The sequence below is a fragment of the Haliscomenobacter sp. genome (assembly GCF_041740695.1).
Lineage (GTDB): Bacteria > Bacteroidota > Bacteroidia > Chitinophagales > Saprospiraceae > Haliscomenobacter.
On record NZ_JBGSLK010000075.1, the window covers coordinates 25,902 to 39,553 of the forward strand.

At 47.8% G+C, this 13,652-nt stretch carries 12 protein-coding genes; 4 read left to right on the plus strand and 8 right to left on the minus strand.

Annotated features, from left to right (window positions below):
• Window positions 1–10: 10 nt before the first annotated feature.
• The 5 genes from ACEW9O_RS15635 to ACEW9O_RS15655 all read right to left on the minus strand — a co-directional run bounded on the left by ACEW9O_RS15635 (window position 11) and on the right by ACEW9O_RS15655 (window position 6,372).
• Window positions 11–970: a phosphotriesterase gene (locus tag ACEW9O_RS15635; RefSeq protein WP_373551112.1), complete on the minus strand. Its 960-nt coding sequence runs from the start codon at window positions 968–970 to the stop codon at window positions 11–13.
• Window position 971: 1 nt separating this feature from the next.
• Entirely contained in the window at window positions 972–2,318 is a 1,347-nt protein-coding gene (locus ACEW9O_RS15640; RefSeq protein ID WP_373551113.1) for an FAD-dependent oxidoreductase, read from the minus strand.
• Between the two features lie 5 nt (window positions 2,319–2,323).
• Window positions 2,324–3,130 carry a sugar isomerase domain-containing protein gene (locus ACEW9O_RS15645; protein WP_373551114.1) on the minus strand — a complete coding sequence of 269 codons (807 nt, stop codon included), beginning with the start codon at window positions 3,128–3,130 and terminating at the stop codon, window positions 2,324–2,326.
• Between the two features lie 288 nt (window positions 3,131–3,418).
• Window positions 3,419–4,198, minus strand: coding sequence for an SDR family NAD(P)-dependent oxidoreductase (locus ACEW9O_RS15650; protein ID WP_373551124.1), 780 nt, complete (start codon window positions 4,196–4,198; stop codon window positions 3,419–3,421).
• 47 nt (window positions 4,199–4,245) lie between these two features.
• Window positions 4,246–6,372 (minus strand): PQQ-binding-like beta-propeller repeat protein, encoded by a 2,127-nt coding sequence (locus ACEW9O_RS15655; protein WP_373551115.1) that lies wholly within the window; start codon window positions 6,370–6,372, stop codon window positions 4,246–4,248.
• Window positions 6,373–6,578: 206 nt separating this feature from the next.
• On the opposite strand from ACEW9O_RS15655, the gene ACEW9O_RS15660 reads away from it, so the two are divergent.
• The 4 genes from ACEW9O_RS15660 (at window position 6,579) to ACEW9O_RS15675 (ending at window position 9,842) form a co-directional block, all read left to right on the plus strand.
• The gene (locus tag ACEW9O_RS15660) at window positions 6,579–7,391 is read left to right on the plus strand and encodes an AraC family transcriptional regulator (RefSeq protein ID WP_373551116.1); all 813 of its coding nucleotides are present in this window, start codon (window positions 6,579–6,581) and stop codon (window positions 7,389–7,391) included.
• A 132-nt stretch (window positions 7,392–7,523) separates the two neighbouring features.
• A complete protein-coding gene (locus ACEW9O_RS15665) occupies window positions 7,524–8,069 on the plus strand; it encodes a TetR/AcrR family transcriptional regulator (RefSeq protein ID WP_373551117.1) in 546 nt (181 codons plus the stop codon).
• Between the two features lie 89 nt (window positions 8,070–8,158).
• A complete protein-coding gene (locus ACEW9O_RS15670) occupies window positions 8,159–9,094 on the plus strand; it encodes an NAD(P)-dependent alcohol dehydrogenase (protein WP_373551118.1) in 936 nt (311 codons plus the stop codon).
• Between the two features lie 124 nt (window positions 9,095–9,218).
• On the plus strand, window positions 9,219–9,842 hold the full coding sequence (locus tag ACEW9O_RS15675; protein WP_373551119.1) for a hypothetical protein: 624 nt from the start codon (window positions 9,219–9,221) through the stop codon (window positions 9,840–9,842).
• Window positions 9,843–10,012: 170 nt separating this feature from the next.
• On the opposite strand, the gene ACEW9O_RS15680 is transcribed toward ACEW9O_RS15675, so the two are convergent.
• The 3 genes from ACEW9O_RS15680 to ACEW9O_RS15690 all read right to left on the minus strand — a co-directional run bounded on the left by ACEW9O_RS15680 (window position 10,013) and on the right by ACEW9O_RS15690 (window position 13,593).
• Entirely contained in the window at window positions 10,013–11,689 is a 1,677-nt protein-coding gene (locus tag ACEW9O_RS15680) for an ABC1 kinase family protein (protein ID WP_373551120.1), read from the minus strand.
• Between the two features lie 150 nt (window positions 11,690–11,839).
• Complete coding sequence (locus ACEW9O_RS15685; RefSeq protein WP_373551121.1) at window positions 11,840–12,709, minus strand: alpha/beta hydrolase; 870 nt, start codon at window positions 12,707–12,709, stop codon at window positions 11,840–11,842.
• Between the two features lie 29 nt (window positions 12,710–12,738).
• Window positions 12,739–13,593, minus strand: a complete 855-nt coding sequence (locus ACEW9O_RS15690; protein WP_373551122.1) for a DMT family transporter — start codon at window positions 13,591–13,593, stop codon at window positions 12,739–12,741.
• Between the last annotated feature and the right edge of the window lie 59 nt (window positions 13,594–13,652).

The window sequence follows — 13,652 nt, forward strand, 5'->3', positions numbered from 1 at the left end:
TGTTTATAGTTTATGGATTGTGTTTTTCAAAACTAAAAATCCGCGCTGGATTATCGATAAAGATTGCACTGAAGTAATTGCCTAAATCCCGTTGATTCAGTTGCTCGACAAAAGTAGTTAGTAAAAAATCCAAGCCTGGTTTGCCACCATACGCTCGCCAATAGGTGTTTTTGGCCGCATCCATACCTACTGTAATTTGCTCGGGATAGTCTGGTAGCAATTTTTCGAGTAAAGTATAGGTCCAGTTTTCCGCTCCGGTTTTCCAGCGAAAGGCACTGTCGTATTCTACACTCACACCCGTTTGCATCAAGGCGTGCTGGTAACCCAAATCCCGATTTTTATCCACATGCGAAAGTACAATGTGCTGGAGATTGGCACCCAGTTTGGCAAAATATTCAGCCTGGGCAAGCGCGTGTTTGCCCCCATTGGTATGGGTGAGGATTGGAGCCCCCGTAGCTAGATGGGCATTGACCACAGCCCGAAAAATTTTCTCCTGGTGAGCCGTGATCGATTCATCGCCGGTAGCCAGTTTGATCAGTCCGGCTCGATGGGGAGTACGCTCGACTATCGGTCCGTTGTAATCAAATTGATCGATTCCCAATTCAATATCAGCAATGAACAAATCGCTTAGTTGGTCTTCGGTATACGTATAGCGCCAATGACTGGCCGGGTAATACTGTTCGAGGTGGATGCCCGTTGGGACGATGAGGTTGATGCCCGTTTGGTGCGAAATTGCCGCGGACTTTATGGGGTTTCTTCCTGCGTTGGCCGGCATCGTATCCACCATGGTGGAACATCCCAGGGTTTTTAAGTCCTGCAACTCAGCGCTGATTTTTTCCACATCGTTCAATAAAAAATCCGGGTGATCCAGCGTGACGTAGTTTTCCTCAATCACCACGTGTTCATGTGAAAAAGTGATACCCATTTTTTCGCTGGGCAAATCGCCTAAGATGGTTCGAATAAATGGCATATCAGGCAAAGTTGAGTTTCCATTGGTCTTTTCCTGTAAAAGCAGGTTGATCGGGCGTTTCCAATATTGCTCTTTGCTGTAGCAAGGTTTCGCGCAACTTGGATACATCCAGCTGGCTGGCGGAACTGTCGTGATCGAGTGATTGCAGCGCGGCCAGTCCGGCGGCCTGCCCCATGGCCATGGTCTGTGCCATCGAGCGGCAAGAGGCATGCGCATCGTGCGTGGCTGAGAAGCACCTGCCTGCCACCCACACTAAATGGCTGTTTTTGGGCACAATGGTGCCATAGGAAACGCCATAAATGCCGCCTGCGGGGATGTATTGCCAGTGTGTTTCGCTTTCACCATTTTTGTCTTCGCGGTGGTCTTCAATGGGGGCACCACAAAGCAGAATCGTGTCGTTCGGAATTTGCGCAGCCATACATTCCTCCATAGTCAGGCGGTGTTCACCATAGACCCTGCGGGTTTCGCGCACCCCAATCTGGGTGGACAAGCCAATGATTTTTGCATCGCGGTATCCCGGGACTTCCTTTTGGAAAAATGCTTCAAATACAAAGGCTTGTCGGCGGCCTTCTACTTCCGCTTTGGTAAGGTCTTGCACATTGAGTGCATTCATTCCGCCTACTTTTACCGCTACAGTGGAGATACATTTGGGTATGTTCATGGCGTGTGCAGAGCCTTCTTTGCGGGGTAGGGGATGGCTGGTTTCGGCCATGATTTGAGCCAAGACTTTTTTCCCACCCGCCTTTTCAAAAGCATCCAAGTCTACGTTGGCCATGCGGAAGGTGGTGGTCATGCTTTGGGCGGGCTCCTGTTCTCCGGCGATTTCGTAGTCAAAACCGGACAGGTGGCAAAAATCAGCATCGCCCGAGGCGTCAATGATGCGTTGGGGGCTTACTTTCCAAAAGCCGGATTTGTTCCAAAAGATACATTCGTAACGCCCGTCGGGCAAGGGGTTGACGTCGATTAGGGTAGTATGCAGCAAAAAGTCGACTCCAGCTTGGAGCAGGAGCGTGTCCCACACGTTTTTAAGGCGTTCGGGGTTGTAGTTCACCCCGGTACCCGCTCCGTAAGTATTGGGGCGCAGAAAAATTTCTCCGTGATCATCGAGGGTATTGACCACCACATCTGGCCAGCCGCCGACTATCTTTTTTGGCGTTTCACTAGGCGTAAAAAATCCGTAAAAAGTATCCAGCATTTGGGTAGATGAACCACCTAAAAACCCATAACGTTCCACCAGCAACACGCGGTACTTGGAAGAAGCGGCGGCCAATGCGGCGACACAACCGGCCGAGCCTGCGCCCACCACGAGAATATCGACCACTTCAATGGTTTTCAGGTTTTTGTACATGACCACTATAGATTTTGCTCGGAAACGTAGCTGGGAATCCCCACTTTTTTGTACATCCGCGAAATGCGGTGGGCATGCTCGTCGTAAGCTGCTTGAAACAACTCGGTGGCACGTTCGGCACCAATTACAGCCCCAGCAGTCAATACTTTGGGCGGGTGGCCGGCTTGGGTCAGCAAATTGGCCAACTCGGCTTTGATGCAATTGATGAGCATACAAGAACCCACCGTAGAGCCTGGCGCCACAGGGGTATCCAGGTTTTCAATGTGTACCATCGCATCGCCGACTGGTGCGCCCGAATCGAGTACAATGTCGCAAAAGTCTTGCAGTTTGCGGCCATCCTGGCGTTTGCTGGTGCTAGCCTCGGAATGCAGTTTGGAAATGATGCCCACCGTTTTGATGCCTTTTTGTTGAAACAACTCGGCCATTTCGATGGGTACTACATTGCAACCAGAGGAAGAGATGATCAGCGCAGAATCTACGTCAGACAGGTCGAAATTCCGCAAAATTTGAGTGGCGAGTCCGGGTATATTTTCCAAAAACATCGCCTGACGTTGTCCATTGGCGCCCACCACGAGGTTGTGAAAGGTCAGCGACAATTCTACGATGGGGTTAAAGCCCGGAAAGGAACCGTAACGGGGCCACATTTCCTCTACCATGATTCGGCTGTGGCCACTGCCAAATACATGGACCATGCGGCCAGCGAGGATGGAGTTGGCAAAAATGGCGGCTACTCGCTGGATTTTTGCTTCTTGCTGGGCTACAGTTTCCAGTAGGCCTTGGCATTTTTGGAGGTAGGTTTGTGTATAAGACATAGGATCTTGCGATTCTGTTGAGTTGAATTATTTTGTAAATGCACCCGCCTTTGGCGGGATTATGGCTAAAATGGTTACAAAGGCTCCGTACTAGTGGATATTTTTGTTTATCGGAATCGGAGGACATGAATTGCCTCCAGCTTCAGCTGGTGTATCGGGGCATCCTTTTTGATGGGGCTTTAGCCTAAGCTCAAATTTGTGAATAGGGCTAAAGCCCAAAACTAGAGCTCACTGCTTATCCACCAGCTAAAGCTGGAGGCAATTCATGTCCTCCGAGCAAAATATCCACTAGTATTGCCCCTCCGAGACCTCCCAACCACCATCCACATACAAAGTTTGTCCCGTAGTGAATTTGGAAGCATCCGACATGAAGTAGATAGCCGCACCATCCAAATCTTCGGGCCTGCCATTGCGGCCACCATCCAGGGGCTGTTTGGTTTTGACAAAACTCAGGATGGTCTCATCTTTGCTGGCCCGCTCCGACATGGGGGTTTCAACCAATGCTGGTGCCAGGAGATTGACTCGGATGTTGTCGGCAGCATAATACGCCGCAATGGATTTGGTAAACCCGATCACCGCTGATTTTGTCGCTGCGTAGGCGTGGGTTACAAAAAATTTGGGTGAAGGTGAAAAACCTAGTACGGAACCCATATTCAGGATTGTCCCGGCTTTGCCCAAAGCCCGGAATCTGCGAATGGCGGCCTGGTTGGAGAGCATCAGGCTGGTGAGGTTCAGTTCGAAGGTTTTGTTCCAACCTTCCAGGCTGAGTTCGTGCAGCGGGCCATCGCCAAACTTACGCCCACTGCCACCCGCTACGTGGTACAAGCCATCAAAATCCCCAAAAGCTTCGAGGCACAAATCGATGGCCTTTTCGGCAGTGGCAGGGTTAGTGGCATCTGCGGCCATCACGGCGGCTTTATCGCCCAATAATGCTTGAGCTGCCTGGCCACTTTCCGGGTTTCTGCCCACCAAAACCACCTGTGCTCCTGCTTGGACAAAGGCTTTGGCAGCTGAAAGCCCAATACCCGTGGTTCCTCCGATGATGATAATTTTTTTATCCTTTAGCATAGTCTGGTCAGCATAAATTTTCTTCATTAAGTCAGGTTAAATCACCGCTAGTCGAGGCTATAGGTGATGTATCCGCCCTTGTATCCTTTACCAGGGTTGGGGCTGACGGCAATCGTGACGTATTGCTTTTGGCCGATGGCATACGTCGAAGGAATGGCGGTGCCGTTGCCCGGCAGTTGGGTTTCCCAAACGATTTTACCGTTTGCCTGGTCAAAAGCCCGAAACATTCCATCAGCGGTAGCACCAATGAAGATTAGTCCTCCGGCTGTTGCAATGCACCCGCCCCGGCTGAACATCCCGGACTGTTTGATGCCCATTTTGGCCAGTTTGGGGTCTTCTCCCAGAGGGACTTGCCAGAGGATTTCGCCCTGATTGAGGTCGATGGCATTGAGCGTACCGTAGGGTGGTTTGATGGCGGAAAAGCCCCATTTGTCCTGATAAAAATTGTACCCCGAAAAGCCATAGGGCTCAGTACTAGCGGATTCCAATCCAGTACCTCCATTTTTGGTATCCATTGGCGTTCCTTTTAGGTAGGCAACGATCGCATTGATTTGCACGGGTGGCAAATGTTTGAACGAGGGCATCGGTTCGGCTCCTTTTCTGATGATGTTTTCGAGTTTTTTGGCCGAATACAGATTGACTTTTGCACTGATGTCAGGGCCAGCCCCTGCGCCTTTTTTATCCACACCGTGGCAACTGCTGCAATACAGTTTGAATAAGTTTTCGCCAGTTTTGTCGTTATTCGCGCTCAAACTCTTCATCTCTTGTAGCTTTAAAAACCAGGGCAAATCAACCGAGTTGACAAACATTACCCCAGATTGGGGGTTCACAGCAGCCCCGCCCCAATTGGAGCCCCCATTCGCCGAGGGGACAATTATTGAACCCCTCAGGTTCGGTGGTTCATAAATCCCCGTATTGTATTGTTGGCTAGCGATTTGATCCTTGATGTATTGTTCTGATTCCGGGCTAATGGTGCTGTAATATTCTTTTTTGAAACCCTGACGGGCAAAAGGAGCGGGTTTGACCGGGATGGGTTGAGTTGGCCAGGGCTTTTCACCGGGCATCTCACTTTTGGTTGGTACAGGCACCTCTTCAATGGGAAAGATGGGCACTCCGGTATCCCGATTGAAAACATATACGTAGCCCATTTTCGTCGCCAATGCTACGACATCCACTTTTTTGCCGTCTTGTTCAATGGTCACCAGATTGGGTGGTGAGCCATTGTCGCGGTCCCACAAATCGTGGTGGGTGGTTTGAAAATGCCAGATTCTTTTGCCCGTTTTGGCATCCAGTGCCAATAAACAATTGGCGAAAAGGTTTTGTCCTTCGCGATCCGCGCCATAAAAATCAAAGGAAGGGGAGGCGGTAGGTACATACACGATGCCTCTTTTTTCATCCAGAGCCATCCCGCCCCAACAATTGGCCCCGCCGTTTTTGTCGCGGGCCCCGGCAGGCCAGGTATCGGCACCATATTCCCCTGCTTTGGGGATGGTATAAAAAGTCCACACCAACTTACCTGTATTCACGTTGAAAGCGCGGATATCTCCAGATGTTGAAGGCAATTCATCGGGCACTTTACAACCAATGATGTACAGGTCTTTGTAAATCACGCCAGGGGCATTGCTGCTGATGGCCACCTCGTTGCGCCGGTCCTTACTTACACTAAGGCCGGTGTAAAAGTCAACTCTCCCGTTTTTGCCAAAACCAGGTATTGGCTTCCCCGTTGAGGCGTCAATCGAATAAAGGGTTGATCCTGAAACGAATAAAATGGCGTCAGGTTTGCCTTTGCTGCCGTGGCGGTAAGCTATTCCTTTGGTCCAATTGGAGATGTCCGAGGGATCGGGTTCAAATTCCCAGATCAATTTTCCATTGCTGGCATCCAGGGCGACCAGTTTTTTGGAGGGCATCAAGGCGATCATTCTGCCATTGATGACCAAGGGATTTAAATAGATACTTGACCCATCGGCAGATTCCTGATGGTGCCAAACCTCTTTTAATTGTTGAACATTTTTGAGATTAATGGCGTCAAGCGGTGAAAACTTGCTTTGGCTCGGGTCGTAGCCGAAATGAGCCCAGTCTCCTCCATTGACTGGCGGGTCAGGCTGTTGGGGCACATTACCGTGCCATAGGGCGAGGAGTGGCAGAAAAAAAAGGAGAAATGGTAGTTTTTTCATCGGTGTCTTGCTGAATTTTGATGTAGGATTTAGTCAAAATAATACCAATGTGTTGGGGTAAAATTAATAGTTACACAAAAAAACAACTCCTCTTGTTATCTTGCCACTACAAACAAACTTTTAACGATACTATTTTGACCAAAATAAAGTTAAACAAAAACGCCCTTTTTCAGAAGCTTCCCCTTTCTACGGGAAGTTCATTCATCGTGAATCGATACGAGTCGCCGTACTTCGAAACGCCTTGGCATTTTCATGAAGAATACGAACTGGTCTATTGTGAGCGGGGCTTTGGCATGAAATTTATTGGCAACAGTTTTTCCAGCTATCAGGAAGGCGAAATTGCGTTGATTGGCAAAAATGTCCCTCACTTGTTCAAGGCCGATGATTCCTTTTATCAAGCTGACTCAAGTGTCAAGCCCAGCTCTGTTGTCGTGCAGTTTTTGGAAAGCTTTTTGGGCAAACATTTTTTCAATTGTGCGGAAATGACCGAAATGAAACAAGTCTTGGCCCTATCGATGAATGGCATCATGGTTTTAGGCGAAACGCGCCGGAAGATCAAAGACCTTATGTACGAGATGCTGGAGACTGGGAAAATTGGGCGTTTGAAGGGTTTGATCGAAATTTTTGGCCTACTGTCTACCTCCACCGAATTGCAACCCCTTTCCATCAATACCATCAGCGGCATCAATGTCAAAGACAGCCTAAAAATGCACAAGGTGCTGGAATACGCCCTGCTGCACTACAAAAACGACATCACCATCCACGCTGCTGCCAAATTGGTCAACTTGTCGGAATCGGCCTTTTGTCGGTATTTCAAATCGCGCACGCAGAAATCCTTCCTCAGCTTTGTCATCGAAATGCGCCTGAATGAGAGTTGCCGTTTGTTGAAAGAAACCGACCAGTCAATTCTCGAGATTTGTTACGAATCGGGCTTTAAAAACCTGTCGAATTTCAATCGCTTGTTCCGCAAGCAGTTTCAGGAAAGTCCAGTGGAGTATCGAAAGAAAATGGAGGGCTGAGGTGTACAAAAGGCCCTGTTAAATTACATCCTGGTCATCCCTTGATTAATTTTTCCGCAAAAAAAATCGGAAAAGCCTTGATTAGCAAATATAACAATGTTATATTTGCGGTCTAGTACTTAATTTGTCAAAATGAAATTTACTCGCGAGGAGATTCTTGATAAGACCATTCAGTATGCCACCAAAAATGGCTGGAATAAGACTTCTGTGAGAGAGATTTCAAAAGAAATTGGTTACAGCACCATTAAGATTTATTCTGAGTTTGGCGACAAGGATAAGCTCCTTCAAGAAATTCAAAAAAGAGGTTTTCGATTGCTCACAGATGAATACATAAAAGCTTCTACATCAAAAGAGAATGCAGAAGAACAGTTGGTTGAAATTTGCCTGGCTCACTATCGTTTTGCTTTAAAGCATTCCAGGTATTACGAACTTATGTTTACGCACAATGATGCACTTTGCAAAAGCATTTCGCCTAATGTGTTGACTCAAGCTGCTGAACCCGTTCGCAAAGTTATAGACCAAATAAACCCCAGTAAAAGTTTAACCAATTTTCTACATTGGTTTAGTTTGGTACATGGCTTTTATGAAGTCACCCATCAAAATTTATCCAAAAAGGGGAATGAGGCGGAAAAACTTTTGGAAGAGATCATCCGGGATTTCATAAAAGGCATCCAATAATTTTTTTAACCTAAAATATAACGATGTTATATTTTAAATTCATTCAAATTCCAACAACTATCATTTAGCAACTAGAAAACAAGTTTAACATGAAAGCAGTGATAATCAACAAGTATGGCGCCACTAATGAACTGAAATTAGTAGAGTTGCCGCAACCTAGCATTAAACCAAACGAGGTTTTGGTGAAAAACCATTACACCTCAGTAAATCCTTGGGACTATAAAGTTCGAAATGGAAGCATGAAAATTATTACGGGAAACAAATTTCCCAAAATACTGGGGACAGAAAGTGCCGGGGTTATTGAACAAGTTGGCCATAAGGTAAAGGACTTTAAAAAGGGTGATCGGGTAATCGCAATTGCTGGAATAAAAATTGGAACTTATGCAGAATTCGTAGCTATTCCAGAATCTTCCGTGGCAAAACTACCAGACAATGTGTCTTTCGGAGAAGGGGCAACCTTGCCAGTTGTTGCATCTACTGCCTTTAATGCTTTACATGTATTAGGAAAAATTAAAAAAGGGGATGAAGTATTAATTAATGGCGCTTACGGTGGGGTGGGGATTGCCGCAGTTCAATTGGCAAAATTGGCAGGCGCAAACGTTACGGCCATTTGTAGCACACAAAACATAAAAAATGTAGAGGCATTAGGCGCTAATAAGGTTATTGATTATACCAAAGAAAATGTTTACTCAACTAACCAACAATTTGATATTGTATTTGATACCGTAAGCAATTTAGATTTTAACAAGATCAAAGCTATCCTTAAAAAGCATGGCGTAATGATCAACACGTTGCCAACTCCTAAAGCAATGCTTACGCAACTGATCACTTCATTTAGTGCTAAAAAATTCAAAAGTATCAACAACAACCCAACTCCTGAAAACATTGCGCTTTTAGCAAAATTAGTCGCCGAAAAAAAACTTCGAGTCATTGTTGATAGAGAATATACACTTGACCAACTATCAGAAGCTCATCAGTACAGCGAAACAGGTAAAGCAAAAGGAAAAATATTGGTGAAAATCTGACCAGCAGATTCTACATCCAAATTCAGCTACACGGCTTCGGTCTTCTTAACCCAGATCAATGCGCAGGAGCCAGGGTTCCCCGATCTTTGTAGTGTTCAAAACAACCATTTAAAACATTTACAAGATGAAAAAGGAAATCCTGATGTTCGCATTTGCTATTGCAGTATTTGTGGCCAATGCGCAAGAAAAAAAACTCCCGGTATATGGTGAGTTTGGGCTGGGTTTTGGCCAGACCTTATTTATGGGTGAGACCAAAAATCAAGTCCTCACTGCTCTTGGTGGCACCTTCGATCCGGGCGTTACCGGCAATTTATCCATGGCGTTTTATTATGCACCAGAAAAATGGAATGGACTAGGGCTAGGTTCAAGGATCAAAGGTTCAGCCGCGGGCAGTGTAATTGGCGATTTTGGGGACAGCTATTTTTTCAATTACTACAATTTATCCTTTTCGGCCAAGTATTACGCATTCAGTGGTCAATTCAACCGGGGATTTTACGCTCGGGGAGGCATTGGATTTGGGCAGTTGACGACCAAACGGGCCAATGAAGTGACCAACAATTATGTCCATCAATTTGCCGTTGGCTCCACTTTGACGGGGAGCATTGGCTATTCATTTCCTTTCAATAAATCCGCCATCAGTATAGAAGCTGAATTTGAAAGCTCTTCAAGGAGCGGCACCATCAATGGGGTTGGAGAACAGAGCATCCGCAGTGGTCAAGCAGGTTTTAATCTCATTTATTCCTTTTAAGTGATGGGGCAGTATCCTGCTGCACTACAAAAATGGTAAGTTCCAAAGGCTATCATATATGTCATGATACAACTTAAGTACCAGCTCACAATTAATCAATGTTATTTGAGGGGCAAATAAACATCATTAATTATGATCTGGTACTTATCAGAAATTGGTTGACTTGCCACTTAGTCCATATTGCGAAAAATCTTCCCCCCCTTTCGCCAAGCGCTTAAAAACAACCAGCCAAACAGCGCCGCCGCTCCATAAGCCCAGCGTGCCGAATTGTGCTCTCCACTCTTCAAAAACCATTGAGCCAACACCACCGCTGCCAAGGCCAACAAGGCCATCAACCACTGCCGGGCTGCCAAATACAACAACTTTGCCCCATCCCGAATATCCGGTGTACGCACCTCCAATTGCCCTTTGTTCGCTTTTTGTAAGGTTTTGCGCAGCTCATCGGGCAGGGCCAGCAGATTGACCAGGGTGCCTTGCAGTAGGTTGCGGACAAAGCCAAACCAACCGCCTTGCTGGTCTTTTACCAACTCCGTGGCATAGGGTCGCACAACTTCCAATGGATTGAGCTTAGGATCCAGGGTATTGCAAATGCCCAACAACAAGGTCAAAGCCCGATTGAGCAAAATCCAGTCTTTCGGCACCGTTACCGTCCCAGTGATGCCGCTGATGCCAATGTCCTGGATCAGAGCAACCATGCTGTTGTTGAAGGGATTAACCTGGATGTCTTTGAAGTTCAAACCTTCCAACTTGACTTCGTTTTGTAGGAAATTGCGCATGGCCTCGACCATTTTTTCGGCCATTTGTTCCGCTTCACGGCCATCGGCCAAGAAACCCATCAGGCGGATCGCTTCGATGATTCCCTGGGTGTCGTTTTTTACAGCGGATTCGATTAGTTTGGGGATACCTTCTTTGAGGGCAGGGCTGAGTTGTCCAGTAGCACCAAAATCGAGTAAAACCAGGGTGCCGTCTTTTTGCACCAAAATATTCCCCGGGTGGGGATCGGCGTGGTAAAAGCCATCCTTGAGCACCATTTTGCTGTAAGCCCGCAATAGGATACTGGCCAGCGCCCGGCGATCCAGTTTCCAGGCGTCGATTTGTTCCAGATTGGAAATTTTGACCCCATCGTGCCAGGTGCTGGTCATGACCCGGGTCGCGGAATAAGTGGGATGAATTTGGGGAATGTTCAAGCCCACTTCGTCCAACAAATTGAGCCGGATTTTTTCCATGGATAGCGCCTCTTTTCTGAAATCCAGTTCTTCCTCAATCATCAACTTGACCTGGGTGTACACATAATCCATACCCTGGATGTTGTAAAACCAGGCGCTAACTTGAATCAAACGGCGGATGATTTCCAGGTCGATGCGGGCCGTAGCTTCGATGCCCATGTGTTGGACTTTGACCACCACTTCGGTGCCGTCGGGGAGTTGGGCGCGGTGAGCCTGACCAATGGAGGCTGCCGCCAGTGGCTCAGCATCAAAGCGAGTGAACAGCTCTTCGGGGTACTTTCCCAGCTCGCTGCGCACGCGCTCGCGTACTTGCTCATAGGGGCGGGCGGGGATTTTGTCCTGCAATTCCTCCAGCGGTTTTTGAAAAGTCTCTGGTAAAAAATTGCTGAGGATGGACAACATCTGCCCAATTTTGATGAACAGCCCATCGAGCTCCAAAATGGCTCGTTTGACCCGCTCTGCATTGCGGATGTGCAGCTTTTCAATGCGCAGGTCGTAATAACGCTGCCCAAACAAACGCTTGCCCAGAAACAAACCCGCATAACTCAGCATGACCTGCAGGGCAGTGCGGTAGGCTTTGCGGAAACGTTGACCGCCAGTGAGGACTTTTCGAGAGGGCATTTGATAAGATTTAGGGAGGTTGAGGGAAGTTGAGAAGGTTGAGGAAGGTTGAGGCTCCGCGAGCGATTTTGACAATTTCCTTGTCTAAGTCGCTCGCGGAGCCTCAACCTTCTCAACTTCACTCAACCTTCTCAACCTCCTACAGACACTTTATTTCAATGTCCCGTTGCCTTTCCAAATTTTTTGGAAAAACTGCACGTGATCCGGCAGCGCATTTTGCCAATATTCCCAGGTATGGGCGCCGGGGCGCTCGGTGTATTCGTGAGGGGTTTTATTGTACAAGAGGCGGCGGTGCAATTCCCGATTGGGGCTGATCAGGAAGTCGTCTACGCCACAATCGAACTTGATGGGGAGGCCGTTGGTTTTTATTTTTTCAGCCATGTTCACCACTGAATTGTTGTAGTAAAAAGCCGGATTTTCCGCTTTGGGCGGCCACACGTTGACCTGGCGGTCGGCAATGGCTTTGCGGCGTTCGGGGGTAACGTCCCATTGGTCGGTGTTGATGTCCAGTGCCCCACTCATGCTGCCCACGGCGCAAAAGAGCTGGGGATTGCGGGTGGCGAGGTACAAGGCGCCGTGCCCACCCATGCTCAAGCCACAAATGACCCGGCCAGTTTTCTCCTTGATGCTGCGGTAAGTGCCGTCCACCTTGGTGACAACTTCTTTGGTGATGAAACTTTCATACTGGCTGGCCGGATTGATCGGACTATCCAGGTAATAGCCACCTGCGCCACCTTCGGGCAGTACGATGATCAGGTTGTATTCATCTGCAATGCGGTGTACCAGGTTTTTGTCGGGTGGGGCCATCAACCAATCGCTGAATTTGCCATTGCCCCCGTGCAACAAATACAAGGTTGGATAAGTAGCTTGTCCACTTTGATAACCTTTGGGGGTGACCACCGCGATTTTGACTTTGCGCTGCAAAAAAGTGCTGGTGATCTCAACGGTGTCAACCTTCGCAGCATGAATGCACAGGCTGAAACTGATGCAGCAAATGGAAAGCAAGAGTTGTTTGAACATGGTAAGTAAGCTTTGTTTAAAGGTAGTTTTTAAAGTTGAACTTCCGGTTTTTGTCGTCCTTTTTCCCCCACAATCACCTGCACCGCCAGCATGCTCAAAATCACGAGCCCGCCCAAAATGGTCCACATCCCCGGCTTTTCTCCGTACCCAATAAAAACCCAAATGGGATTCAATATCGGCTCCATCATGGCCAGCAGCACACTCTCGATGGCCAGGGTGCGTTTGAGCCCGTAGTTGAATAACATGTAACCCACCCCGATTTGAATAACGCCCAGAATGAAAAATAAAGTCCAGTGCTCCAACGTAGGGGTAGCCGATTGTAAAAACCAGGGCAAACAGATCAGCGCAATGAAGATGTTCCCCCAAAACAAACCCGCGTCGTAATGCTCCTTCTGGTTAAAACGTTGAGTGATCATCATGGCAGCCAATAGTAGACCGGATAGGAGCGCTATCAGATTGCCTTTTAGATTGCCTCCACCCAAATCTTCCGCAAAAAAGAGCAACATGCCCACAAAACAAACTACCACTGTAATGATGTTCAGCCGGGTCAGTTTGAATTTGAACAAGATGGGTTCCAGTAAAAACACGTAAATCGGCGCAGTGTATTGCAACAAAACGGCATTGGCGGCTGTGGTGGTTTTGGTGGCGACCACAAAGCAAATTGCTAGCCCAGCGTATTGCAAACCAACAGCACCGATGATCGGCGTCAGGGTCAGTGCCCGCTGCCGGAAGAAAGCCAAAAAGGTCAACGCCGCAAAAATCGAGCGGTAAAACAGGATAGTATATGGATCGTAAGGCAGCAATTTGATGCACAAACCTCCCGTGCTCCAGACGGTCGCCCCGAGTAGCACGGCCAGGATGCCGAGGGTGTGTTGGTTTTTCATATTGGTTGAAAAGTTGAAGGGTTGATGCCTGGGCTACGCTCGGCAACCGGTTGCCGAGC